The following is a 22782-nucleotide window of genomic DNA, read 5'->3' as shown; positions in this document are numbered from 1 at the left end:
ATAGGTGCACCGCAATCTCGTGGTGCCAGAGGAGGATGAACCTATGTGGAAAAAACCTGCGTTCACTGATCTGCGTATCGGTTTCGAAGTGACTATGTATTTTGCCAATCGCTGATCATATTGCTTGTCGCAACAGCCGCCGGCGCCGGCCATTGTATGCAGTGGTCGGCGCCGGCGCCGTTTCTGCCTGATGGTCTGATTGCAAACCCGGTAGGATGATTTAGGCTGACGCTCTTACTCCTAGAACAACAAGAATAGGCGTTGAATGAGCCCCAACCTGAGTCAGTTGCGCAAGTTCGTTTCCCCGGAAATCATCTTCGGTGCCGGTTGCAGGCACCATGTTGCCAACTACGCTCGGACCTTCGGGGCGCGCAAGGTGCTGCTGGTCAGTGACCCCGGTGTGATCGCCGCTGGCTGGGTGGCCGACATAGAGGCCAGCCTGCAAGGCCAGGGCATCGACTACTGCCTGTATACCGAGGTCTCGCCCAATCCCCGGGTCGAGGAGGTCATGGCGGGCGCCGAGTGCTATCGCAGCGAGCAATGTGACGTAATCGTCGCCGTCGGCGGGGGCAGTCCCATGGATTGCGCCAAGGGCATCGGTATTGTGGTCGCCCATGGCCGGCATATCCTCGAGTTCGAAGGGGTCGACACCATTCGCGTGCCGAGCCCACCACTGATCCTGATTCCAACCACCGCCGGCACTTCGGCGGATGTCTCGCAGTTCGTGATCATCTCCAACCAGCAGGAACGCATGAAGTTTTCCATCGTCAGCAAGGCGGTGGTGCCGGATGTGTCGCTGATCGACCCGGAAACCACCCTGAGCATGGATCCGTTCCTGTCCGCTTGCACCGGTATCGATGCGTTGGTGCATGCCATCGAGGCCTTCGTCTCCACTGGCCACGGCCCGCTGACCGACCCCCATGCCCTCGAAGCCATGCGCCTGATCAACGGGCACTTGGTGGAGATGATCGCCAACCCGCAGGATATCGCCCTGCGCGAGAAGATCATGCTTGGCAGCATGCAGGCCGGCTTGGCGTTCTCCAATGCCATCCTCGGTGCCGTGCACGCTATGTCCCACAGCCTGGGCGGTTTTCTTGACCTGCCCCATGGCCTGTGCAACGCCGTGTTGGTCGAACATGTGGTGGCCTTCAACTACAGCGCTGCGCCGGAGCGCTTCAAAGTCATCGCCCAGACCCTGGGCATCGACTGCCGTGGCCTGAACCATGAACAGGTGCGTCGGCGCCTGGTCGAGCATCTGATCGCTCTCAAGCAGGCCGTGGGGTTTCACGAGACGTTGGGCCTGCATGGTGTCGGCTGTAGTGACATTCCCTTCCTGTCCCGCCATGCCATGGACGACCCGTGCATCCTGACCAATCCGCGCAGTTCCAGCCAGCGCGATGTCGAGGTGGTCTATGGCGAGGCCCTCTGAGCCAGGCGCCGACGCCCTGGCGGGCTTGCTGGGGCTGAGCAACCACACGGTCCGCAAAAGCCACTACCCGGAGCTTGCTGCGCGCCTAGATGAGCTGGAGGCCGAGCGCAATCGCTACAAGTGGCTGTTCGAGCACGCGGTGCATGGCATTTTCCAAGCCAGCCTGGAGGAAGGCATGCGGGCGGCCAACCCGGCTTTGGCGCGCATGCTCGGCTACCCGGACACCCTGGCGGTAATGTTCTCGCCCAGCGACCTGGCCAGCCAACTGTTCGTCGGTGGGGCAGGCGAACTGCTGGCGATCGTCCAGGTGCTGCAGCGTGAGCGTGCCCTGCTGGGGTACGAGACCCGCCTGCGAAGGCGCGACGGAAGCAGCATCGATGTGCTGATGAACCTGTTGTTGCGCCCGGATGAGGAGGGGGTGGTCGAAGGCTTCGTTGCCGATATTACCGAGCGTAAGCAGGCACAGGAGCGGTTGCAGCAGCTCAATGACGAACTGGAGCAGCGGGTTGCCGAACGCACCAACGAGCTGATCGAGGCCCGTGATGCGGCACAGGCCGCCAATCTGAGCAAGGACAAGTACCTGGCAGCCGCCAGCCATGATCTGTTGCAGCCACTCAATGCCGCGCGCCTGCTGATCTCGACCCTGCGCGAGCGGTCGCTAGCCGAGGCCGAGCAAGTGCTGGTGGAGCGAGCGCACCAGGCCCTGGAAGGTGCCGAGGACCTGTTGACCGATCTGCTGGACATCTCGCGCCTGGACCAGGCCGCGATCAAGCCCGACCTGGATCTTTATCGTTTGGACGAGGTATTGCGGCCGCTGGGTTCGGAATTCCAGCCGGTAGCCGAGGCCGCGGGGCTTGGACTGCGTGTCCGTGGCGGCGAGCGCGTGTTGTACACCGACCTGCGCCTGCTGACGCGGATCCTGCGCAATTTCCTGAGCAATGCCTGCCGCTATACAGAACATGGGCGGGTACTGCTTGGCTGGCGCCAGCGCGCAAGCACCTTGCGCATCGAGGTCTGGGACACGGGCCGGGGCATCGCCGAGGACCGCTTGGCCTCGATCTTCCTCGAGTTCAACCAGATTGAAGTCAGCCGTGCTGCAGACCGCAAGGGTGTGGGGCTGGGTTTGGCGATCGTCGAACGCATCGCTCGTATCCTCGACTACCGCATTCGGGTGCGCTCCTGGCCGGGGCGGGGTTCGGTGTTCAGCATCGATGTGCCGCTGTCCACCGAGCAGCCCGCCCGAGCCGTGCCGTTGTTGCCCCTGGCCAGTGTGGGCGACCCGCTGCCGGGCCGGCGTCTGCTGGTGCTCGACAATGAACTGAGCATCCGCCAGAGCATGGCTTCGTTGCTTACCCAGTGGGGCTGCGAGGTGCTGACCGCCAGCGATCTGGAAGATGCCCTGGCGGTGCTGCAGGGCCGACCGCCGGAACTGGTGCTGGCGGACTTCCACCTGGACGATGGCCTGACCGGTTGCCATGTGGTGCGCGACTTGCGGGCGCATTTCGCTTGCGCGATCCCGGCGGTGATGATCACCGCCGACCGCAGCGAGCAGAGCCGTCGGGCCATGCAGCGGCTCAAGGCGCCCTTGCTGAACAAACCGGTCAAACCAGGCAAGTTGCGGGCGGTGCTGAGTCAACTGCTGGGCTGACAGAACGGTGTTTGTTAGCCCATAGTAAGAACTTCCCGGATAAATCACTGACAAAGCTGCGTATCAGGAAGGTATCGGCCCGTCTCGGTATAGCCGATAAGCGGAATTCAGGCCGTTTCAGTCAATTGCCCTGTCATTTCTGTTGCCCGCTGCGACGCGGCACCTTAGACTGCCGCCCCCTGTAAATAGAGCGCCGGATGGTGCTTGAAGAATTCCGTTGCCGGCGAGCTGTCGCCGGTGGCATCTGATTCGCCTAAATGCACGAATTTTTTCATAGAGAAATCGATGACCAAGGAAAAGTTGCTGGCCATGCCGGCCGATGACTACATGAACGCCGAGCAACTGGCGTTCTTCACCGAGTTGCTGCAGTCGATGAAAGTCGAGACTCAGGAGCGCATCGAGCAGAGCCGCATGACCATCGAGAGCCTGGACAGCCCGGCCGACCCGGCTGACGCTGCCTCCGTCGAGGAGGAGCGCCACTGGCTGGTCAACGCCATTGAGCGCGACCAGCGCTTGCTGCCGCAGTTGGAGATGGCCCTGGGCCGGATCGCTGACGAAAGCTTTGGCTGGTGTGACGACAGCGGCGAGCCGATCGGCCTGCAGCGCCTGCTGATCAGCCCGACCACCAAGTACTGCATCGAGGCCCAGGAACGCCACGAACAGCTCGACAGGCACCAGCGCCAGGTCTGACCGGCAAGGGTGATTGATGAGGCCCCGTGGATAAGGTCCACGGGGCCTCATGCATTTCTTGTCTTGCATCAAGGTTTGCCGGCTTACATCCAAGGAAGTATGGATAGTGGCGTTATAGTGGCGTTTAATGTCGCCACAATAACGATAATCCGGATGGAGCCACGACATGATGCAAGAAGGATCTCTGTCGATTAGCGAGATCTCCCGGGACGCGACAGCGCCTGCAAAGCTCAGCGGCATGATCGCATTACTGCAGGGCACGGCGCTGTGTGTCGTGCTGGCGGCTGTGGCCTACGCCCAGTTGGCTTTCTACTTGGCGCTGCCTCTGGCCCTGCTGGTACTCTGGCTGCCGCTTTGGCGGCGCAAGCCGGTTGAGTCGGTGGTCGAGAAGGCACCGGCACAGGTGCTGGCCCGCGACCTTGCCCGCAGCACCAGCCAGAACGCCCTGTCCGCGGCCGCGGTGGCGTTCTCTGTGCAACAACTGGCGGATCGGTTGCAATCGCAACTGGCCGCAGCCGAGCAGATCGTCAGCAGTGCCGAGGTCATGATCGGTACTGAGCACGCCACGGCCCAGCTCAGCCAGCAGGCACTGGAGGCGGCACGCTCTGCCCACGGCAACAGCGCCGCAGGCCGTGGGGTGCTGGCTGAGTCCATCGAGCGCATGCATCAGCTCAGTGCCAGGGCTTCGGCCAGTCGTGAGCTGATCGAGGCCTTGCACCAGCGCAGCGAGGACATCGCTCGTGTCACCCTGGTCATCCAGTCCATCGCCAGCCAGACCAACCTGCTGGCACTCAATGCCGCTATCGAGGCCGCCAGGGCTGGGGAACATGGCCGCGGCTTTGCCGTGGTGGCCGATGAGGTCCGAGGACTGGCAGGGCGCACGGCCAGCGCCACCGAGGAGGTCGGCCAGATGGTGGCTGATATCCAGCAGCGCACGGCGCAAGTGGTTGGCCAGATTCGCGAGCTGTCGGATGACCTGTGCAGTGGCGTCGAACAGGTCGAGCACACCGGCGAGCAACTGTCGCTGATCGCTGGCCTGGCTGCACGGGTAGAGCAGCAGATCGGCGAAATCGCCGTCGGTACGCAAACCAACCAAGAGCAACTCGACAACCTGTTCCAGGCGGTGGCGCGGGTACGAGGAGACCTGGAGGTCAGCGACCAGCAGACCCGCCGTCTGGCCCAGGCAGCCGTGCAGATGGAGGGGCAGGCCGAAAGCATCAGCGAGCGCTTGGCCGAGGTCGGCCTGGATGACTATCACCAACGTGTCTATGACCTGGCGCGTCAAGGCGCACAACAGATTACCGCACAGTTCGAGGCGGACATCGCCCAAGGGCGCATCAGCCTCGACGATTTGTTTGACCGACACTACCAGCAGATATCCAATACCGTTCCGTTGCGTTACCGCACACGCTTCGACCCTTACACCGACCAGGTGTTGCCCGGTATCCAAGAGCCGTTGTTGCAGCAGCATGAGGGGCTGGTGTATGCCATTGCCTGTACCCAGCAAGGCTATGTGCCTACGCACAACACCGCTTTCAACCAGCCGCTGAAAGGCGATGAAGCTTGGGATACAGCGCACAATCGTAGTAAGCGCAAGTTCGATGACCGTACCGGCATTCGGTGTGGCAGTCATCAGCAGCCTGTCCTGCTGCAGACCTACACCCGTGATACCGGGGAGCTCATGCATGATCTTTCCGTGCCGATCTTCATTCACGGTCGCCATTGGGGCGGCTTGCGCCTAGGTTACCGGCCTCAGCAAACGCTCTCCTGAGTGGGTTTGTTGCTGCGGGTGTAATACAGCTGTTCCAGCAATGGCTTTTTCCGGAGGAAGGGCGGGCGTATCATGCGCACATCGTTAGGTTGCTAATTAAATTCCGGAGGGGATGATGGATAGCCGAGTCGATGTGGCCGTGATGATTGGGAGTGGTGTTCCCGCTATCTTGCAAGCTATGGGCAAGCGTGTGTGCTGGGTGGTGTTGGTCAATGGCGAGCGGCGTGGCACCGCCTTTGCCAGCCGCTCTGAAGCAGTTGAATGCCAGGTTGCCTGGCTTGAGCAATTGCAAGGGGCAAAACGGCCTGAGGCAGTGCGTCAGGCCGTATGATGGGTCAGCTTTCGAGCGTACGGGCCAGTGCGCAGGCGTCGCTGTGCCTGCGGCGGAAGCCCTTGACCTGGCCTGTGGCACAATCGGTGATGTGGAAGAAGCTGATACCTGCCGGGACTACGATATAGCGCGGCCTGTTTTGGTCCCTACCTTTGCTTCTACCATTGAGGTAAGAAATGTTCTTAGCCTCTCGACGGATTTCGGTGTTTTCGTGCATATTCGCTTCCTTGTAATGTGCAGATGAATACCGGGGCCCGTTCTGCCGAGGGGCCTGACCTCATCTATCGCATTTTTTCTGGCAGTTTTGATGTCAGATTTTACGGCTCCCTTGACGGAAATCTGCCGAAAGTCTGTCGCGAGGCCTTGGCCTGCAAGATAGTGTGATGATTCCTGCGCACTTCTTCACTCATCTGCACAGACGTGTCGTGGATGTACCTATTAGTCTTTCAGACTTTGACTTTGTAGTGCCCGTTGCCTTCGCGGAGCAATGCTGTCCGCGCCATAGCGGGATGTAATCGGTTTGAGGAATTTTTCATTGGCAGTCAGCACTCTGGATACCCATGCCCTGTTTGCCCTGGGCGATCTGCGGGCCAAGTTGGTCAAGCAGTTTCAAGGGCGTTTCGTCTATGTCACCGAGCAGAATGCAGAAGGCCTGTACATGGCCGAGATCGACACCGAAAGTGCTTTGGTGGTCGATGACAAGCAGCGTCTCGAGTTGAAAGTGGGCGACCACTTCCGCGCCGCGGTGCTACCCAGCCGAGAGGGCGGCAAGCTGGAGATCCGTTTTCGTGATATCAAGCTCAACGTATATGGCGTGGGCGATTATGCGTTTGTCTCGGCCCCGGAAGGTGACGGCATCGTGTTTCGTGAAGGCCAAGGCGTGATGCTGGTGTTCGCGGCTCACCAGCAGTTGCAGGAGGGTCTGGGCAAGGTGCTCAAGGCCGTCACAGGCAAGGTGGCCAAATGGCGCAAGGGTGAATTGACCACCTTCAAGGCCAGCGAATGAGCGCCGAGGGCGATGCGCCTGGCGGGCGGGCCGAGTTCCACCGCCACCACCAGGCCCAGGCCGTGGCCGAGCAACTGTTGGCGCAGCGAGCACAGATGCAAGGGGCTTGGCTTGACTGGGTCGCTGGCCAGCTTTACCAGCTCACACCGCCCGAGTACGCGGCGATGGTTCGGCGAGAGTTGCAGCGCTTGAGCCAGGAATGACGAGCGATCGCGGGACAGGCCCCCATGATGATGGGGCCTGTCCCGCGATTGTTCAATTTCCGCGGTGATGGCCGCTGCTCACTTCCTCGGGTACGTCATCGCCGGATACACGTTTGCGAAACAGCGCAGCCCTGGCCAGCAGCAAGGTCGTGACCGGCACGGTGATCGACAGCAGGATGGGAATCAGCCAGGCATGCAGCACCGGCCCTTCCTTGAGTACGGAAAAATACAGGATCGAGGCCAGGGAAACGCACCAGGCACCGATGGTCGATGCCAGTGCGGGCGGGTGCATGCGCTGGAAGAAATCTTTCAGGCGTACCAGGCCCAGGGCCCCGATCAGGGCGAACACGCTGCTGGTCAGCAGCAGTGCGGCCGTCACCAGCTCCAGCCAGAAGGGCAGTTGGATGGTTGGGTTCATTCGATCACCTCGCCGCGCAGGAGGAACTTGGCCAGTGCAAAGGAGCCGACGAAGCCGAACAGGGCGATCAGCAGGGCACCTTCGAAATAGGTGTCGCTGGCGTACCGAATGCCCAGTACCAGCATCATCAGCATGGCCAGGATGTACAAGTAGTCCAGGGCCAGGACCCGGTCCTGGGCCGAAGGGCCGCGAAACAGCCTGACCAGCGCCAGGGCCATGGCGAGGGCGAAGATGAACAGGCTGGCGAGTATGGCATTGGCGAGCAGGCCAGTCATTCGAAGATCTCCATCAGCGGATGTTCATAGGTCTGCTTGAAGTGCTCGATGAAGGAGGCTTCATCCTCCAGATCGAACACATGCAGCAGCAGGACACTGCGGTCCAGAGCCAGCTCCGACCAGATGGTGCCGGGGATCACCGTGGTGATCATCGACAGGGCCGCCAGGCCGTGGGCATCGCGTAGTTCCAGGGGGATGTGCACGAAGTGCGGACGTGGCGGATATCGTCGGGCGCTCAGGATCCCGCGAGCGACTTGCAGATTGGACACCACCACATCGGCGCCGACCTTGAGGATTAGACGGATGATGGTGCCGGGGCGGCGGATGTGTGCGACCTGTGGCCGCAAGGGGGCCATCAGCACCGGCGTGAGCACGGCCAGTATCGCCGCGAGCAGGAGGTCGCCTGGGCTCACGGACAGGTTCAACACCAGCCACAGGACGAACAGCGACAGAGACAGCAGCGGGGCAGGGAAGAGTCGGCTCATGGCTGCACCTGTGCGTTGAGAGTGGTGGGGCCAGGGATGGGTCGGGTGCCCATGACTGCTTTGATGTAGGCGTCGGGCGCCTGCAGGCTGGCAGCGGTGTCCTGGGTGTAGCGCAGCAATGGCTCGGCTTTGAGGCTGAGGATGATGCACAGGCCGAGCAGGATGACGATCGGCAGGCACTCGTAGCGGCGCAGCAGGGGGGAGGGGCGCTCCTGGGGCTTCCAGAAGCGCTGGATGCCAACCCGGCCAAGCGCGATCAGCGAGGCCATGCCGGACAGGATCAGCAACGCCACCAGGCCCCAGCCTTCCGTCGACAGGGGTTGTTCGGGCGTTACGCCCAGCCCCTGCGGGTTGAACAGCGCGCTGATCAGGCTCAGCTTGCCGATGAAGCCTGACAGCGGCGGCATGCCAATGATCAACAGGGCGCAGGCGATGAAGCTCAAGCCAAGGAACGCCATGGTCCAAGGGATGATCTGTCCGATCACGGCCTTCTGCTCGTCGTCCAGGTTGATGCCCTTGGGCGGATGCAGGGACTCCAGCGGGGACGGCATGCCGTCACCTTCGTCATCCAGCGGCGCCTCATTGGCTGAACGAGAGCGTTCGATCAGTTCGGCGAGCAGGAACAGCGCGCATAGGGCCAGGGTGGAGCTCACCAGGTAGAACAGGGCGCCACCGGTCAGGGCCGGCTGGCCGAAACCGATCGCTGCCAGCAGGGTCCCGGCGGACATCAGGATGCTCAGGGCAGCCATGCGCTCCAAGCGCTGCGCGGCGAGTATGGACACGGCCGCGATAGCCAGGGTGGCCAGGCCTCCGTAGATTAGCCATTGGCCGCCGAAGAAAGCCGAGGCCCCGGCTTGCCCGGAAAACAGCAAGGTCCACAGGCGCAAGACAGCATACAGGCCAACCTTGGTCATGATGGCGAAGAGTGCGGCCACCGGCGCGCTCGCCGACGCATAGGCCGGCACAAGCCAGAAGTTGAGCGGCCAGATGCCCGCTTTGACCAGGAACGCCATGGCCAGTATCGCCGCTCCGGCATGCAGCAGGCCGCGATCGGCCTCTGGTACCAGCGGGATCTTCAAGGCCAGGTCTGCCATGTTCAAGGTGCCGGTCACGCCATAGAGCATGGCGGCGCCGACTAGGAACAGGGACGAAGCGAACAGGTTGATGGCGATATAGTGCAGGCCGGCCTTGACCCGTGCGCGCCCGGAACCATGCAGCAGCAGGCCATAGGATGCTGCCAGCAATACCTCGAAGAAGACGAACAGGTTGAATAGGTCAGCCGTCAGAAAGGCCCCATACAGCCCCATCAGTTGCAACTGGAACAGCGCATGGAAGCTGGCCCCGGCGCCGTCCCAACGGGCTCTGGCGAAGATCAGGGCGCTGACACCGATGATACCCGTCAGTGTCAGCAGCAGTGCCGAAAGGTGGTCCACAACCAGCACGATGCCGAACGGAGCCGGCCAGTTGCCCGGCAGGTAGACACCGATCGATTCGGCCTGGCCCTGGTTGCGCACCCACAGCAACAGGCTAATGGCTACACCCAGGCCCAGCAGGCTGGACAGCAGGTTCAGGCGGCTTTTGAGCGGGCGGCGCTTTTCGCCCAGCACCAGCATCAGTGCTGCCGTCAGCAGGGGCAGAAGGATGGGGGCGACGATCAATTGGTTCATCAGGTTCATTCGTCACGCTCCCGGCCATCGACGTGGTCGGTGCCGGTCAGGCCGCGCGAGGCCAGCAGCACCACCAGGAACAATGCGGTCATGGCGAAGCTGATGACGATGGCGGTCAGAACCAAGGCCTGGGGCAGTGGGTCGGTGTAGTTGAGCAGGTCTTGGGGCACGCCGTCCTTGATGATCGGCTCCTTGCCGATGAACAGGCTGCCCATGCTGAAGATGAACAGGTTGACGCCGTAGGAGAGCAGGCACAGGCCCATGATCACCTGGTAGGTACGTGGGCGCAGGATCAGCCAGACCCCCGAGGCGGCCAGGACGCCGATGGCGATTGCAATGACTTCTTCCATCAGGCGGCTCCTGCTTGGCTGGGTTTCGGGTGGGCGGCCGGGCGGGCGCGCACTGACTGATGCGCCAGGGCGGTGAGGATCAGCAAGGTCGCACCAACCACCACGGTGAACACGCCGATGTCGAAGAACAGCGCGCTGGCCACATGGATGTCACCCAGCAGCGGCAGATGCAGGTGCGCGGTGTGCGTGGTCAGGAACGGATAGCCCAGGACCATGGCGCCGATCCCGGTCAGGGTGGCGCAGAGCAGCCCGGTTCCCATCCAACGCAGGGGACGCAGGCTCATCTGTGCCTCGACCCACTGGGTGCCGGCCACCATGAACTGGAGGATGAAGGCGACCGACATGACCAGGCCGGCGACGAACCCGCCGCCTGGCTGATTGTGCCCACGCATGAACAGGTACATGGACACCAGCAGGGCGATCGGCAGCAGCAGGCGCACCAGGACGGCGGGCACCATCATGAAGCCCAAGGCGGTGTCGGGGGCGTGTCGCGGATTGATCAGGTCGGTGACCACGTCCGGTGCCAACTGACGCTGCTGGGCTGGCAACTGCATGCTTTCCTTGGGTGGACGGAAGCGGCGCAGCAGGGCGAATACGGTCAGGGCAACGGCCACCAGTACGGTGATCTCGCCCAAGGTATCGAAGCCACGGAAGTCCACCAGCATGACGTTGACCACGTTGGTGCCACCGCCCTCGGGTAGGGCCCGGCTCAGGTAGAAGGAGGAGATGTCGTTGGGGGTCGGCCGGGTCAGCATGGCGTAGGACATCAAGGCCATGCCGCCACCGACCAGTACCGCCAGCAACAGGTCGCGCAAGCGACGCAGGCGTGCTCGGTCCTGGCTGCCCGGCAGTGACGAGACACCCTCGATCCGCCTTGGCAGCCAGCGCAGGCCGAGTAGGATCAGCACGGTGGTGACCACTTCGACCACGAGTTGGGTCAGGGCCAGGTCGGGCGCCGAGAACCAGACGAAGGTGATACAGGTCATCAGGCCGCAGACACTGACCATGATCAACGCCGCCAGGCGGTGGTACTTGGCTTGCCAGGCAGCACCAATGGCACAGGCAATGGCGATCAACCAGAGCGCGACGAACACGCCTGACCCTGGAATCTTCGGTCGGTCGCCCCAGGTCAAGCCGCTGTACAGCAAGGGCATCAGCCCGGCTAGGAAGGCCGCGAGGACGAGCATGAACAGTTGCTTCTGCAGGCGTCGGGTGGTCAGCAATTGCTCGATGCCTCGGGCCAGACGCATCAGGTGCACCTGGCCACGCTCGAACAGGCGCTTGCCATTGAAACGTTCGATCAGTGGCGGATAGGGGAAGCGCCCGAGCCGCAGTTGTTTGCGCAACAGCAGGTAGAGCACGATGCCACCGCACATGGCGATCAGGCTCATGATCAGCGGTGCGTTCCAGCCGTGCCAGATGGCCAGGCTGTATTCCGGCAGGGTGCCGCCGACTACCGGCAGCGCCGCCGCGGCTAGCAGGGGGCCGACCGACTGGGCCGGGAAGATACCGACCACCAGGCAGGTCAATACCAGTAGTTCGACCGGGGCGCGCATCCAGCGCGGTGGCTCGTGCGGGACGTGTGGCAGGTCCTGGGCGGTCGGGCCGAAGAAGACATCGACCGTGAAGCGCAGCGCATAGGCCACGCTGAACGTAGCGGCCAGGGTGGCGATCACCGGCAGTGTCGCCTCGACCCAGGTGCTGGAGGTAATGAACACGGTCTCGGCGAAGAACATCTCCTTGGACAGGAAACCGTTCATCAGTGGCACGCCGGCCATCGACGCACTGGCCACCATGGCCAGGGTCGCGGTAAAGGGCACCAAGCGGAACAGGCCGCTCAGGCGCCGGATGTCGCGGGTACCGCTTTCATGGTCGATGATCCCCGCGGCCATGAACAGCGAGGCCTTGAAGGTGGCGTGGTTGAGGATGTGGAACACGGCGGCCACTGCGGCCAGGGGGCTGTTCAGGCCCAGCAGCAGTGTGATCAGGCCCAGGTGGCTGATGGTCGAATAGGCCAGCAGGCCCTTGAGGTCGTTCTGGAACATGGCGGCGAAGGCGCCCAGCAGCAAGGTGCAGGCACCGGCGCCGCCGACGATCCAGAACCATTCCTCGGTGCCGGAGAGCACCGGCCAGAGCCGCGCCAGCAGGAACACTCCGGCCTTGACCATGGTCGCCGAGTGCAGGTAAGCCGAGACTGGAGTAGGCGCCGCCATGGCATGGGGCAGCCAGAACTGGAAGGGAAACTGCGCGCTCTTGCTCAGGGCGCCGATCAGGATAAGGGGCAGTAGGACGGGGTAGAGGGCATGTTGGCGAATCTGTTCGCCGGCAGCCAGGACCTTGTCCAGGTCATAGCTGCCGACCACATGGCCGAGCAGCAGCGCCCCCACCAGCAGGCACAAGCCTCCGGCGCCAGTGACCATCAGTGCCATGTAGGCGCCACGACGGGCATCGCTGCGGTGATGCCAGTAGCCGATCAGCAGGAAGGAGAAGAGGCTGGTCAGTTCCCAGAAGAACACGATCTGGATCAGGTTGCCGGAAATCACCAGGCCGAGCATGGCACCCATGAAGGCCAGGAAGAACGCGAAGAAGCGCGGCACTGGGTCTTGCGGCGACATGTAGTAGCGCGCATACAGCGACACCAGAGTGCCGATGCCCAGGACCAGCAGGGAAAACAGCCAGGCGAAGCCATCCATGCGCAGGACCAGGTTCAGCCCGAGGCTGGGCAACCAGAGGAATTCTTCGCGAATGACGCCGCCGTGGGCGACTTGTGGGTACAGCAGCGCCACCTGAACGGTGCCAACCAGGGCCACGAGACCGGCCAGCAACGACTCGGTGTTACGTGCGTTGTGCGGCAGGACAGCCGCCAGGCAACTGCCGATGAACGGCAGAAGCAATAGCACTATCAATGACATAGAGTTCTAATCTGCAGAAGTTTGCCAAGGATCATACGTGGCGTACGGTTGATCACCAACACGGAAGCTGTCGCAGAATCCTACAAATGTGGAGTGACAAGCTGTTTTTTTATAACAGTTTTTTTCAAAGGATAGTCATTAATCGCGACTTCACAGGCCAGGTTCGCGTTCGCGACCCCCATGTTCCTCTAGCGTCTGCCGCTCTTCTCTCGGGCGTTTGAACTTCAGTTCGCTGACCACTACGGCGATCACGATCAGCAGGCCGCCGATCAGGGCCACGCCCGGCAGGCGGTCGCCGGCAAGGCGTCCGACGATGCCAGCCCAGACCGGTTCGCCGGCGTAGATCAAGGTGGCACGGGTAGGAGACACTGACTTCTGTGCCCAGTTCATCGCCATCTGGATCACCGCGCTCATGGCGCCAAGCCCGAGGGCGCTGAGCACCAGCAGCCAGGAAAAGTCCGGCAGGCGCTCCTGAGTTGGCACGATCATGAGGAAGGACAATGCCGAAGCGGTGGCCAATTGCACCACGGTCACCCGGCGCACATCGACCTTGCCGGCGTAGCGGCTGATCAGGATGATTTCGCCGGCAATGGCCACGGCACTGAGCAATGTGACGAGCTCGCCCTCGCTGAATTGCAGCGAGCCGCCTTGCGGGCCAGCCAGGAGCATCAGGCCGACGAAGGCCAGGACGATGCCCAGGCTTGGCATCAGACCTGGACGGCGTCCCAGGATCACCCACTGCAGCAGTGGCACGAAAGGCACATACAATGCGGTGATGAAGGCCGACTGGCTGCTGCTGATGGTCTGCAGGCCCATTGTCTGTAAACCGTAGCCCAGCATGATGGAGACGCCGATCAACAGACCGGCCTTGAGCTCGGTGGCGGTCAGCCCCGACAAGGCGCGTGCCGATACTAGGCCGACGAACAGCGTTGCGGCGGCAAAACGCAGGCCGACGAAGAACATCGGCCCGCTGACGGTCATGACGTTGTGCACCAGCAGAAAGGTACCGCCCCAGAGCATGGTGATGAACACCAGCACCAGTTCGGCCTTGCTCAACCGAAAGGAAACGGAAGAGCGTTCTGTGGTATCGCTTCGGGTCATGGTCTTGCACACTCGGAGGGGGCGACGCACAATTGGCCGCAAAGTGGGCAGTATACTGCGCAACCCCTACCAGTGAGCAATATAGTGCACAAAGATTCCGGCCACCGTGCATCGGTGCTGCAACATGTCAGTCAGAACATCCGCCGCTTGCGCAATGCTGCTGGCCTGAGCCAGAGCGCCTTGGCAGAGCGCTCTGGGGTCAGCCGGCGCATGTTGGTGGCGATAGAGGCTGGCGAAAAGAATGTCAGCCTGACGACCCTGGACCTGATTGCCGAAGCCCTGGGAGTCGCTTTCAGTTACCTGATCCAGGCTCCGGACCAGCGCGACCCCAGCCGCATCAACGAGCTGGCTTGGGCTGGCGAGCATCCCGGCAGCAAGGCCGTGTTGCTCGCCAGTTGTCCTGCCAGCCGTGAGGTCGAACTCTGGGAGTGGCGCCTGGAGCCCGGTGAGCACTACCCCAGCGACGTCGATGCCGACGGTTGGAGCGAGCAGGTCTATGTATTCGAAGGTTGCCTCACTTTGCTGATCGAAGAGCGCGAGCACCGTTTGCAGGCTGGCGAATTCTTCGCGTTCGCCAGCAACTGCCGGCATGCCTACCGCAATGACGGTACGGTGGCCACGCGCTTCGTCCGCAATGTGGTGATCTGAGCTTCGGGGGCGCTCAGTAGTTGAGTAGGCAGGCCTCGGTGCTCTCCACCTGCGCATAGGCAAAGGCCAGCGCCGCCATGGCTGCGGCCTGCGCTTGCGCCGCCGGTACCTCCACCCCTTCGAATGTCAGCGGCAGGGTCGCGCAGGCATCGTGGGCCACGGTCACGTTGTAGCCAAAGTCCACCGCAGCACGGGTGCCTGCGTCGACGCACATGTGGCTCATGCTGCCGACGATGGTCAAGTCCTTCACCCCATGCTCTTCCAGCAGCGCTTTGAGCCCGGTGCCTTGGAACATATTGACCTTGTGCTTGAGCACCACGGGCTCGCCCTCGGCAGGCGCCACCTTGTCGTGAATGCGTGCGCCAGGGGAGCCCGGTGTGAAGAAGGGGGCGTCGGCGCTCTCGAATTCATGACGCACATGCACCACCAGATCACCGCGTTCGCGAGCGGCGGCCAGCAGGCGGGCGGCGTTATCAGCAGCGATGTCGGCGCCGTCGAGGGGCCATTTGCCGCCAGGGAAGTAGTCATTCTGGATGTCGATCAGGATCAGAGCGGGTTTGCTCATGGTGGATGCTCCTTTGGCAGTGGTCGGTTCGTAGCGATAGTTATAGGCTTGGGCGTCCTCCTTGTGGATTGGCGCGACCGACAAAATGGCGGGAAAAACTGACACACGTGAAAGCCTGGAAATCGGCCTGCTGATATACCCCGGTGCGCAGAGCGCAGCCGTGGATGGCTTGACCGACCTGTTTACCGTGGCCAACCGTCTGGTGCTGGAGCTGGGGGCACAGGCGTTGCCGTTGTTACGCATCACTCATTGGCAGGCCGGAGAAGATGGTCAACTGCAGGTGGCTTATGACACTTATCCGCTGGCGGCCCATGACGTGCGCGCCCTGATCATTCCTCCAAGCTTGAGCGCTGTCCCTGACCCCGAACTGCTCAAGCGCTACCGTAACGCGCTGCGCCAGTGGCATCGCCAGGGCACGGTGCTGGCCTCGGTCTGCATCGGCGTTTTCTTCATCGCGGCCAGCGGCTTGCTCGATGGCCGCGCAGCGACCAGTCACTGGAACTACGTCCAGTCCCTGGCTGATCGTTTTCCTAGGGTGGAGGTGGAGACCAACCTGCCACTGCTCGACGATGGAGACATCATGACCTCCGCCGGCCTCATGGCCTGGACCGAGTTGGGGTTGCGCCTCATTGAGCGCTTTCTGGGACAGACTCTGGCGCGTGAAACCGCGCGCTTCATGGCGGTGAAACCGGTCGCGACGCCTTTGCCGGGTACTGTTTTCAGCCCGCGTCTGGACCACGGCGACGAAGCGGTGCTCAGGGTGCAACACTGGCTGCAGGGGAGTGGAGCGCGGGAGGCGAGCCTGACCGCGATGGCTGTCTGTGCCGGGCTTGAAGAGCGGACCTTCCTGCGCCGTTTTCGCGCTGCCACCGGGTTGCGACCGACCGAGTACTGCCAGCAGGTGCGTGTCGGGCGTGCGTGCCGCCTGCTGGAGTTCACCCGGCGCAGCATCGAGCAGATTGCCTGGGGTGTCGGCTACCAGGACCCAGGCGCATTCCGCAAGGTGTTCCACAAGGTCACCGGCCTGGCCCCGAGCGATTATCGGCGACGCTTTGCCGTGGTCGCCGACTGACTCCTCCTTTGGTACCGACCGGCTGCATTGTCCTGCCAGCTGCGCTTATGATCCACAGCACGAACCTGTGGAGAATCCCATGAGTAGCCGAGATCGGCTCGATGCCGACATCCTCATCATCGGCGGTGGTCTGAGCGGCAATATGCTGGCCGCCCAACTGCTGCGCCAGCCTGGGCAGCGTCGCTTGCTGATTATCGAGCCGCGTGCCGAACTGGGACGGGGCGAGGCCTACAGTGCGACGGAGCTGGGGCATACCCTCAATGGCAATGCGGCACGCATGAGTGTCGATCCGGATAATGCCAATGACCTGACCGACTGGCTCGAGCAGTACATCGGTGCGGGTGGCTGGCCTGAGTCGGCTGAGCAGCACGTGCCGGTGGCCGAGTTGTTTCCGCCCCGAGGGCTGTTCGGGTGCTATGCGCGCCAACGGCTGGCGGAGGCGGAAATCCTGGGGGCCGGACAGGGCTCGGAGCTGCTGCATGTGCAGGCCGAGGCCGTTGATGTGCAGGTGGATGGGGAGGGTGTGCAGGTGCAACTGGCAGATGGGCGCTGCTGCCGCGCGCGGCGGGCGGTCCTGGCCACGGGTATGTTCACAGCCGCACACACCGCGCGTTTGGCAGACAACGGCTTGAACGCACAGGCGGTCGATCCTTGGGATGTCGAGGGTATGAAACGCCTGGAAGCCGATGGTACCGTGCTGATCATCGGCTCTGGCCTGACTATGGTCGATGCCCTGGTGTCCCTGCAACAGGCCGGCCACCGAGGCCTGATCGAAGTATTTTCGAGGCACGGTTTGCTGCCTCATATACGTCGTCAGCCGCCAGCCTGGGATGATTTCCTGGCTGCCGACCCAAGCCTGCGTAGCCCGTTGCAGTTAAGTCGCGCGCTCCGCGAGCAGTGCCGTCAGGCGCAGTCGATGGGTATCGACTGGCAGGCGCCTCTGGACACCGTCAGGGTCCATATCGCCCGCTTGTGGAGCCAGGCCAGCGACCGTCATCGTCGCCAGTTCGTCCGTCATCTGCGGCCCTGGTGGGAGAGTCATCATCATCGTTCGCCACCCCAGGGCGCGGCGTTGGTCGAGCGCTTGCTGGCAGAAGGTCGGTTGCAGGTGAGGGCCGCGACGCTGTTGGGGGTGGGCTGCAGCCCTCTCGGCCGACCGGAGATTCGCCTGCGCCTGCGTGGTGAGGACGGGCAAATACGTCGCACAGGTTGTGCGCTGATCAACTCGACGGGGATCGAATATGACTGGCGTCGGGTCGACCATCCCTTGCCGCGTAACCTGTTGGCGCGGCAACTGATCCGTCCTGGCCCGCTGGCCCTGGGCATCGCCGCGGATGCCGGTGGGGCGCTGATCGATGGGCAAGGGTGTGTCGGTGAGGATCTGTTCGCTCTGGGGCCGCCGTTGCGCGGCCTTTGGTGGGAAAGCACGGCGGTCACCGATGTCGCGCTGCAGGCCAAGGCTCTGGCCCTGCGCCTGGTGGCCTTGGCCGAGGAGGCGGTGCCAGACCGTCACTAGAGATGTGCTGGCGGCTCGGGCGGGTGGGGGCCTGGCCCCTGGTCGCCCAAGCGGTCGTGGTAGTTGCGCAGCGGGCACTCCTTCAGCGATAGGCAGCCACACCCGATGCAGCCATCCAACTGGTCGCGCAGCATCAACAGCTCGTCGATACGCTGGGTCAGGTTGTCGCGCCATTGGGCGGACAGGTGTTGCCAATCTTCGGCTGTTGGGGGGTGGTCTTTCGGCAGGGTGCTCAAGGCCACGGCGATATCCGCCAACGCAATCCCCAGGCGCTGGGCCATCTTGATCACCGCGACCCGACGCAGCATTGCCCTGTCATAGCGGCGCTGGTTGCCGGCGTTGCGCGTGCTGTATATCAAGCCCTTGCTTTCATAGAAGTGCAGCGCAGTGACGGCAACGCCGCTGCGTGCAGCCAACTGCCCGACGCTCAGGAGCTTGGCCTGGGACGTGGGTTTTTGCTCGGACATGGCATTCACCTCTTGACCTCGAGTTAACTCGAGGTTTTACCCTGCTGACCGTCCCATCGCAAGTCCCAGGCGCAAGGAGAATGCCCATGAAGGCTACTGTTGGTTCCCTGTGGTTCACCCAGATGATCGAATATGAAGTACTTCCCGGCCATCAGCAGGCGCTCGCCGACGCGCTGGTGCTGCGCAGTGAGCAAGTGGCCGAGCACTGCGAGGGCTTGCTGGGTGTCAGTGTCCAGGCCAGTGATGATGGTTGCCGTGTGTTGCAATACCTGCAATGGCAGTCACGTCGCGAATGGGTGGCCGCGGCCGAGCGTTTCATGGAGGAGCCCTTCCTCGATCTGTTACGCCGGCATCAGGCCCGGGGCGTGAACTTCTCTGCTTACCAGACTGTGCGTAGCTTGGTGCGTGGGATCGATGGCGGCCTGCATTGCCAGGTTGGTGGGGGTCAAGCGTACCAAGGGGCGTAGTGCGGATAACGGTCGAGGCGCGCACCTATGACCATTTCGCTGATCCAGGCGCCGAGTATCGAGCTGTAGGCCTTCTGGTTCTCTTCGCTGGACAGGGCATGGTCGGCACCATCGACGATCCGGTGCGTGAGCGAATGGGCATTGATGAACGCTGAGCGATAGCTCATCAGTGTGTTGTGCGGCACATAGTCATCCTGCTCGGACTCCACCAGCAGGACGTCGCCGCGGAAGTCTACGCAGGCCGCCAAGGCTCGGTTGTCGCCGGGGCCGAGAATGCGCTGGCGGTAGGCCGACAAGCGCTCCCGGTCCAGGGCCTGCTTGGGGACCTGCCACTCATCGTCCCAATACAGCGCCGGGACTCGCAAGGCCAGCCATTTCACTGGCCGTAAGGTAGTGAGCAAGGTGGCCAGGTAGCCGCCGTAACTGCTGCCGATCAAGGCGATGGCGCTGCTGTCCACCGCCGGGTGGCTGACCAGCCGATCATAGGCGGCGAGCAGGTCGCTCAGGTTCTGTTCGCGAGTCACACTCAGGCGCTGGCTGGCGGTTTTCTCGTGGCCGCGCAGGTCAAAGGTCATGCACACGCAACCGAGCCCGGTGATCTGTCTGGCACGGGCCAAGTCGCGCTGCTGGCTGCCACCCCAACCGTGGACGAAGAGAATGCCCGGCATCTTGCTGCCGGGGCTGACCAGGGTGCCGGCGATGCTGTCGCCTTCGACCTTGAGTTCCACCGTTTCGCTATGGATGGTCATAGTCGCGAATCCGTGCATATTTGCTGAGTTGTCCGAGTTCACTGTCTTGTCCCTGATAAAAGAGTATGGCGTCGGCGGGCAGGGTTGGCGTGCCGAAGACTTCATGACTGGAGGCGCGTACCCGAGCCAGCGCCGGGTTGTCGGCAAAGGCCTGCAAGGCCAGGAGCTCGGCACTGCTGGCACCGCCCAGGCGCCAGGACTGTTCGAGCACGCCACTGCGCAGGTGCTGGCCCTGGTCGAGGCCGCGGGCAATGTCATAGTTGCGCCGCGACGCGATAAAGCCGGGGAAGTGCTGCTCCGCCGCCTGTTCGTAAGCCATGGCCTGGATGATTGCCAGGCGCTGGTGATCCTCCAGCGGGAGCTGCAGCAAGGCTTGGTAGCCGCCACGCACCACCACCAGATCGGAGCCGCCATAGACCTGTTCGCCCTGATGGTCGCGGGTCAGTTGCTGGGTCCCGTAGTAACTGCACATCAGCCCGGCGACCCGCACTTGGCCTACGCTGAAGGTTTCCACCTCGCTGAGATCTTCCTCCAGTACAAGGCCCCAGAGGCCGAGTGCCTGGTCGTCCATATTTGCGAGCAGCGACTCCAGTTCGGCCTGCTCCTCGATGACCTGTTGTCCGCGACCGGCGCAGGCGAGTACTGGCTTGATCCGCAGTGGGCCGAGCTGCAGCAGCAATTCGGCAGCGCGGCGAGCATCGGCCTTACTGAACACTGTGTAACCGCGCAGCAGGGCGTCGCTCGCCTGGCGGGCGAACGCATCGGTCCAGCCGGGGGGGAAGCAGGCATTGGCGGGTAGCGGGTGGGAAATGGCCTTGGTTGCCATGTAGGGATGGCTGACCAGCCCGCCGAACAAATCCTGTTCGCTGACGATACCCATGGGGCGGTAGCGCGCAGGGTCGATCAGCGTTTCTGTCGGCAGGTAGTAGAAGTTATCGCTGGTGGTGGGCGAATGATCGAGCTCGGCTCGTGTGGTGCCCAGCAACCGGGCCAGGCAGTCGGCAAGCTTGAGATGGGTTGCATGATCATGGTCCGGTGTCTGTTCGCGGCTATCGAGCAACACCACAGCGGCTTTCTGGTCGGATGAGCGAGGCATGGTCGGGCGCTTGTCCGCAAAAAGAATGTACAGGTTGTGAAGTCAGTGGCGGCGGGAAGTTCAGTGGGATGGATAGATGGCGCCCGGAGAGGCCCGCAGTTCCGGCAATCGATGTGCTGTGTTGGGCGCGGCCCTGCCGGTGGTTGCCGGGTGCTGACACCTGCTCCATTATCTGCGGCTAGTCACAATCAATGGCGTGCCAGCAGGAGTTCGCATGAACAGTCAATCTTTAACACAGGGAACCGTGCCGTCGCGTCTGGTGCGCGTGCGCGAGGTCATGGTCAGGGAGGGAGTCGACGCCTTGCTGGTGCCTTCGGCCGATCCGCACCTGTCCGAGTACCTGCCGGGTTACTGGCAGGGGCGCCAATGGCTTTCCGGTTTCCATGGCTCGGTGGGTACCTTGGTGGTGACCGCCGGGTTCGCTGGCCTTTGGGCGGATAGCCGTTATTGGGAGCAGGCCGAGAATGAACTGTCTGGCAGTGGCATCCAGTTGATGAAACTGCTGCGAGGGCAACCCGGTCCGCTGGACTGGCTGGCCGAGCACGTGGTCGAGCAGGGCGCAGTCGCGGTGGATGGCGCGGTCATGGCCCTGGCGGCGGCTCGTCAGTTGGGCGAGCGTTTGAAAGCACGTGGTGTGCGGTTGCTGACCCACTTGGACCTGCTCGCTCAGGTATGGGAAGGGCGTCCGGCGCTGCCGGACAATCCGGTCTACCAACACCTGCCGCCGGAGGCGACGGTCTGTCGCGCCGAGAAGCTGGCCGACCTGCGCCGGACTTTGCAGAGCAAGGGGGTCGATTGGCACTTCATTGCCACGCTCGACGATATTGCCTGGCTCTTCAACCTGCGCGGGAGTGATGTTTCCTACAATCCGGTGTTCGTGTCCTTCGCCTTGATCAGTCAGGAGCAGGCGACGCTGTTCGTTGCCCTGAACAAGGTCGATGATCATTTGCGCCAGGTGCTGGCACTTGATGGCATTCAGTTGCGCGACTACGCCGAGATCGGCCAGGCGCTGGCGGCTATCCCGGCGGGCAGCCGCCTGCTGGTCGATCCAGCGCGGGTCACCTGCGGTCTGCTGGATAACCTAGGCGAGCAGGTGCAACTGGTCGAAGGGCTCAATCCCACCACCCTGAGCAAATCGCGCAAGAGCGAAGAGGATTTGGTGCACATCCGCCAGGTCATGGAGCAGGATGGAGCAGCCTTGTGTGAGTTTTTCGCCTGGTTCGAAGCGCGTCAGGGGCGGGAGGTTATCACCGAACTGACCGTAGACGAGCAGTTGAGCGCTGCTCGGGCCCGGCGTCCCGGATTCGTGTCGCTCAGTTTCTCGACCATTGCAGCCTTCAATGCCAATGGTGCCATGCCGCATTACCGAGCCACTGAACAGGCTCATGCCCGGATCGAGGGCGATGGCCTGTTGCTGATCGACTCCGGCGGCCAGTATCTGGGTGGTACCACCGATATTACCCGGATGGTGCCGGTGGGAACGCCAAGCCTTGCGCAGAAGCAGGATTGCACGAGGGTACTAAAGGGTGTGATCGCCCTGTCGCGGGCCCGCTTTCCGCGGGGTATCTTCTCGCCCTTGCTCGATGCGATCGCACGAGCGCCGATCTGGGCGGACCAGGTCGACTACGGGCACGGTACCGGGCACGGGGTCGGTTACTTCATGAATGTGCACGAGGGGCCGCAAGTCATCGCCTATCAGGCCGCTACTACGCCACAGACCGCCATGCAGGCTGGAATGATCACTTCGATCGAGCCGGGAACCTATCGTCCCGGGCTGTGGGGTGTGCGGATCGAGAACCTGGTCGTCAACCGCGAAGCGGGGCACAGCGCCTTTGGGGATTTCCTCGCGTTCGAGACGCTTACGCTTTGCCCGATCGATACCCGTTGCCTGCTGCCGGAGCTACTGAGCCAGGAGG

General features: G+C 62.7%; 25 protein-coding genes (1 of these 25 cut by a window edge). 13 read left to right on the top strand and 12 right to left on the bottom strand.

The window, feature by feature from the left end; translation table 11 throughout:
- The first annotated feature begins 43 nt into the window (after positions 1-43).
- From pqqA to ACYU03_RS17020, 6 genes are all read left to right on the top strand, one after another.
- Positions 44-115, top strand: coding sequence for a pyrroloquinoline quinone precursor peptide PqqA (gene pqqA, locus ACYU03_RS17045; RefSeq protein WP_009394664.1), 72 nt, complete (start codon positions 44-46; stop codon positions 113-115).
- A 150-nt stretch (positions 116-265) separates the two neighbouring features.
- Positions 266-1429: an alcohol dehydrogenase-like regulatory protein ErcA gene (gene ercA / locus ACYU03_RS17040; RefSeq protein WP_461885810.1), complete on the top strand. Its 1164-nt coding sequence runs from the start codon at positions 266-268 to the stop codon at positions 1427-1429.
- Entirely contained in the window at positions 1413-3077 is a 1665-nt protein-coding gene (locus ACYU03_RS17035; protein ID WP_461885809.1) for a PAS domain-containing hybrid sensor histidine kinase/response regulator, read from the top strand. Before ercA ends, ACYU03_RS17035 begins: the two co-directional genes overlap by 17 nt.
- 285 nt (positions 3078-3362) lie before the next feature.
- The gene (locus tag ACYU03_RS17030; RefSeq protein WP_461885808.1) at positions 3363-3767 is read left to right on the top strand and encodes a TraR/DksA family transcriptional regulator; all 405 of its coding nucleotides are present in this window, start codon (positions 3363-3365) and stop codon (positions 3765-3767) included.
- A gap of 166 nt (positions 3768-3933) precedes the next feature.
- Positions 3934-5538, top strand: a complete 1605-nt coding sequence (locus ACYU03_RS17025; RefSeq protein ID WP_461885807.1) for a methyl-accepting chemotaxis protein — start codon at positions 3934-3936, stop codon at positions 5536-5538.
- Positions 5539-5653: 115 nt separating this feature from the next.
- The gene (locus tag ACYU03_RS17020) at positions 5654-5869 is read left to right on the top strand and encodes a hypothetical protein (protein WP_461885806.1); all 216 of its coding nucleotides are present in this window, start codon (positions 5654-5656) and stop codon (positions 5867-5869) included.
- Between the two features lie 4 nt (positions 5870-5873).
- On the opposite strand, the gene ACYU03_RS17015 is transcribed toward ACYU03_RS17020, so the two are convergent.
- Positions 5874-6086, bottom strand: a complete 213-nt coding sequence (locus tag ACYU03_RS17015) for a hypothetical protein (protein WP_461885805.1) — start codon at positions 6084-6086, stop codon at positions 5874-5876.
- Positions 6087-6404: 318 nt separating this feature from the next.
- Here ACYU03_RS17015 and ACYU03_RS17010 point away from each other — a divergent pair, with 318 nt between their 5' ends.
- Complete coding sequence (locus tag ACYU03_RS17010) at positions 6405-6875, top strand: hypothetical protein (protein WP_461885804.1); 471 nt, start codon at positions 6405-6407, stop codon at positions 6873-6875.
- The gene (locus tag ACYU03_RS17005; RefSeq protein WP_461885803.1) at positions 6872-7078 is read left to right on the top strand and encodes a hypothetical protein; all 207 of its coding nucleotides are present in this window, start codon (positions 6872-6874) and stop codon (positions 7076-7078) included. Before ACYU03_RS17010 ends, ACYU03_RS17005 begins: the two co-directional genes overlap by 4 nt.
- A gap of 52 nt (positions 7079-7130) precedes the next feature.
- On the opposite strand, the gene ACYU03_RS17000 is transcribed toward ACYU03_RS17005, so the two are convergent.
- The 7 genes from ACYU03_RS17000 to ACYU03_RS16970 all read right to left on the bottom strand — a co-directional run bounded on the left by ACYU03_RS17000 (position 7131) and on the right by ACYU03_RS16970 (position 14286).
- Positions 7131-7496: a Na+/H+ antiporter subunit G gene (locus tag ACYU03_RS17000; protein ID WP_461885802.1), complete on the bottom strand. Its 366-nt coding sequence runs from the start codon at positions 7494-7496 to the stop codon at positions 7131-7133.
- Positions 7493-7771, bottom strand: a complete 279-nt coding sequence (locus ACYU03_RS16995) for a K+/H+ antiporter subunit F (protein WP_461885801.1) — start codon at positions 7769-7771, stop codon at positions 7493-7495. Before ACYU03_RS16995 ends, ACYU03_RS17000 begins: the two co-directional genes overlap by 4 nt.
- The gene (locus ACYU03_RS16990) at positions 7768-8256 is read right to left on the bottom strand and encodes a Na+/H+ antiporter subunit E (protein WP_461885800.1); all 489 of its coding nucleotides are present in this window, start codon (positions 8254-8256) and stop codon (positions 7768-7770) included. Before ACYU03_RS16990 ends, ACYU03_RS16995 begins: the two co-directional genes overlap by 4 nt.
- Positions 8253-9932, bottom strand: a complete 1680-nt coding sequence (locus tag ACYU03_RS16985; protein ID WP_461885799.1) for a monovalent cation/H+ antiporter subunit D — start codon at positions 9930-9932, stop codon at positions 8253-8255. Before ACYU03_RS16985 ends, ACYU03_RS16990 begins: the two co-directional genes overlap by 4 nt.
- A complete protein-coding gene (locus tag ACYU03_RS16980) occupies positions 9929-10273 on the bottom strand; it encodes a Na+/H+ antiporter subunit C (RefSeq protein ID WP_461885798.1) in 345 nt (114 codons plus the stop codon). Before ACYU03_RS16980 ends, ACYU03_RS16985 begins: the two co-directional genes overlap by 4 nt.
- On the bottom strand, positions 10273-13185 hold the full coding sequence (locus ACYU03_RS16975) for a monovalent cation/H+ antiporter subunit A (RefSeq protein WP_461885797.1): 2913 nt from the start codon (positions 13183-13185) through the stop codon (positions 10273-10275). Before ACYU03_RS16975 ends, ACYU03_RS16980 begins: the two co-directional genes overlap by 1 nt.
- 150 nt (positions 13186-13335) lie before the next feature.
- A complete protein-coding gene (locus tag ACYU03_RS16970; RefSeq protein WP_461885796.1) occupies positions 13336-14286 on the bottom strand; it encodes a DMT family transporter in 951 nt (316 codons plus the stop codon).
- A gap of 84 nt (positions 14287-14370) precedes the next feature.
- On the opposite strand from ACYU03_RS16970, the gene ACYU03_RS16965 reads away from it, so the two are divergent.
- On the top strand, positions 14371-14934 hold the full coding sequence (locus ACYU03_RS16965; protein WP_461885795.1) for a helix-turn-helix domain-containing protein: 564 nt from the start codon (positions 14371-14373) through the stop codon (positions 14932-14934).
- 13 nt (positions 14935-14947) lie between these two features.
- On the opposite strand, the gene ACYU03_RS16960 is transcribed toward ACYU03_RS16965, so the two are convergent.
- A complete protein-coding gene (locus ACYU03_RS16960; protein ID WP_461885794.1) occupies positions 14948-15499 on the bottom strand; it encodes a cysteine hydrolase family protein in 552 nt (183 codons plus the stop codon).
- Positions 15500-15584: 85 nt separating this feature from the next.
- Here ACYU03_RS16960 and ACYU03_RS16955 point away from each other — a divergent pair, with 85 nt between their 5' ends.
- Together ACYU03_RS16955 and ACYU03_RS16950 are read left to right on the top strand one after the other, a co-directional pair.
- The gene (locus tag ACYU03_RS16955; protein WP_461885793.1) at positions 15585-16571 is read left to right on the top strand and encodes a GlxA family transcriptional regulator; all 987 of its coding nucleotides are present in this window, start codon (positions 15585-15587) and stop codon (positions 16569-16571) included.
- A gap of 79 nt (positions 16572-16650) precedes the next feature.
- Complete coding sequence (locus tag ACYU03_RS16950; RefSeq protein WP_461885792.1) at positions 16651-18087, top strand: FAD/NAD(P)-binding protein; 1437 nt, start codon at positions 16651-16653, stop codon at positions 18085-18087.
- On the opposite strand, the gene soxR is transcribed toward ACYU03_RS16950, so the two are convergent.
- Positions 18084-18554 carry a redox-sensitive transcriptional activator SoxR gene (gene soxR, locus ACYU03_RS16945; protein ID WP_461885791.1) on the bottom strand — a complete coding sequence of 157 codons (471 nt, stop codon included), beginning with the start codon at positions 18552-18554 and terminating at the stop codon, positions 18084-18086. The two genes, ACYU03_RS16950 and soxR, sit on opposite strands and share 4 nt — an antisense overlap.
- 86 nt (positions 18555-18640) lie before the next feature.
- Between soxR and ACYU03_RS16940 the strand changes: the two genes are divergently transcribed.
- Complete coding sequence (locus tag ACYU03_RS16940) at positions 18641-19021, top strand: antibiotic biosynthesis monooxygenase (RefSeq protein WP_461885790.1); 381 nt, start codon at positions 18641-18643, stop codon at positions 19019-19021.
- Here ACYU03_RS16940 and ACYU03_RS16935 read toward each other — a convergent pair.
- Both ACYU03_RS16935 and ACYU03_RS16930 read right to left on the bottom strand, forming a co-directional pair.
- Complete coding sequence (locus ACYU03_RS16935; RefSeq protein ID WP_461885789.1) at positions 19000-19770, bottom strand: alpha/beta hydrolase family protein; 771 nt, start codon at positions 19768-19770, stop codon at positions 19000-19002. The two genes, ACYU03_RS16940 and ACYU03_RS16935, sit on opposite strands and share 22 nt — an antisense overlap.
- The gene (locus tag ACYU03_RS16930) at positions 19757-20866 is read right to left on the bottom strand and encodes a DUF3182 family protein (RefSeq protein WP_461885788.1); all 1110 of its coding nucleotides are present in this window, start codon (positions 20864-20866) and stop codon (positions 19757-19759) included. The genes ACYU03_RS16935 and ACYU03_RS16930 overlap by 14 nt, the downstream gene beginning before the upstream one ends.
- 214 nt (positions 20867-21080) lie before the next feature.
- Between ACYU03_RS16930 and ACYU03_RS16925 the strand changes: the two genes are divergently transcribed.
- A protein-coding gene (locus tag ACYU03_RS16925; RefSeq protein WP_461885787.1) for an aminopeptidase P family protein crosses the window boundary here: on the top strand, positions 21081-22782 show its 5' portion. 107 nt of this gene lie beyond the right edge of the window; the window shows 1702 of its 1809 coding nt (coding positions 1-1702); its start codon is at positions 21081-21083; its stop codon lies beyond the right edge, outside the window.

This window comes from Pseudomonas sp. X10 (assembly GCF_054889225.1).
The sequence above is the reverse complement of the archived record's forward strand: the minus strand, read 5'-3'. Positions and strand labels throughout refer to the sequence as shown.

Excerpts from the sequence above, each read along its gene's own strand:
- ACYU03_RS16970 (WP_461885796.1), bottom strand. The coding sequence starts at position 14,286 with ATGACCCGAAGCGATACCACAGAACGCTCTTCCGTTTCCTTTCGGTTG.
- ACYU03_RS17030 (WP_461885808.1), top strand. The coding sequence starts at position 3,363 with ATGACCAAGGAAAAGTTGCTGGCCATGCCGGCCGATGACTACATGAAC.
- ACYU03_RS16980 (WP_461885798.1), bottom strand. The coding sequence starts at position 10,273 with ATGGAAGAAGTCATTGCAATCGCCATCGGCGTCCTGGCCGCCTCGGGG.
- ACYU03_RS16930 (WP_461885788.1), bottom strand. The coding sequence starts at position 20,866 with ATGCCTCGCTCATCCGACCAGAAAGCCGCTGTGGTGTTGCTCGATAGC.
- ACYU03_RS16995 (WP_461885801.1), bottom strand. The coding sequence starts at position 7,771 with ATGACTGGCCTGCTCGCCAATGCCATACTCGCCAGCCTGTTCATCTTC.
- ACYU03_RS17020 (WP_461885806.1), top strand. The coding sequence starts at position 5,654 with ATGGATAGCCGAGTCGATGTGGCCGTGATGATTGGGAGTGGTGTTCCC.
- ACYU03_RS16955 (WP_461885793.1), top strand. The coding sequence starts at position 15,585 with ATGGCGGGAAAAACTGACACACGTGAAAGCCTGGAAATCGGCCTGCTG.
- ACYU03_RS17015 (WP_461885805.1), bottom strand. The coding sequence starts at position 6,086 with ATGCACGAAAACACCGAAATCCGTCGAGAGGCTAAGAACATTTCTTAC.
- ACYU03_RS16935 (WP_461885789.1), bottom strand. The coding sequence starts at position 19,770 with ATGACCATCCATAGCGAAACGGTGGAACTCAAGGTCGAAGGCGACAGC.
- ACYU03_RS17005 (WP_461885803.1), top strand. The coding sequence starts at position 6,872 with ATGAGCGCCGAGGGCGATGCGCCTGGCGGGCGGGCCGAGTTCCACCGC.
- ACYU03_RS16940 (WP_461885790.1), top strand. The coding sequence starts at position 18,641 with ATGAAGGCTACTGTTGGTTCCCTGTGGTTCACCCAGATGATCGAATAT.
- ACYU03_RS16960 (WP_461885794.1), bottom strand. The coding sequence starts at position 15,499 with ATGAGCAAACCCGCTCTGATCCTGATCGACATCCAGAATGACTACTTC.
- ACYU03_RS17025 (WP_461885807.1), top strand. The coding sequence starts at position 3,934 with ATGATGCAAGAAGGATCTCTGTCGATTAGCGAGATCTCCCGGGACGCG.
- ACYU03_RS16975 (WP_461885797.1), bottom strand. The coding sequence starts at position 13,185 with ATGTCATTGATAGTGCTATTGCTTCTGCCGTTCATCGGCAGTTGCCTG.
- ercA (WP_461885810.1), top strand. The coding sequence starts at position 266 with ATGAGCCCCAACCTGAGTCAGTTGCGCAAGTTCGTTTCCCCGGAAATC.
- ACYU03_RS17000 (WP_461885802.1), bottom strand. The coding sequence starts at position 7,496 with ATGAACCCAACCATCCAACTGCCCTTCTGGCTGGAGCTGGTGACGGCC.
- ACYU03_RS16985 (WP_461885799.1), bottom strand. The coding sequence starts at position 9,932 with ATGAACCTGATGAACCAATTGATCGTCGCCCCCATCCTTCTGCCCCTG.
- ACYU03_RS17035 (WP_461885809.1), top strand. The coding sequence starts at position 1,413 with ATGGCGAGGCCCTCTGAGCCAGGCGCCGACGCCCTGGCGGGCTTGCTG.
- ACYU03_RS16990 (WP_461885800.1), bottom strand. The coding sequence starts at position 8,256 with ATGAGCCGACTCTTCCCTGCCCCGCTGCTGTCTCTGTCGCTGTTCGTC.
- ACYU03_RS16950 (WP_461885792.1), top strand. The coding sequence starts at position 16,651 with ATGAGTAGCCGAGATCGGCTCGATGCCGACATCCTCATCATCGGCGGT.
- soxR (WP_461885791.1), bottom strand. The coding sequence starts at position 18,554 with ATGTCCGAGCAAAAACCCACGTCCCAGGCCAAGCTCCTGAGCGTCGGG.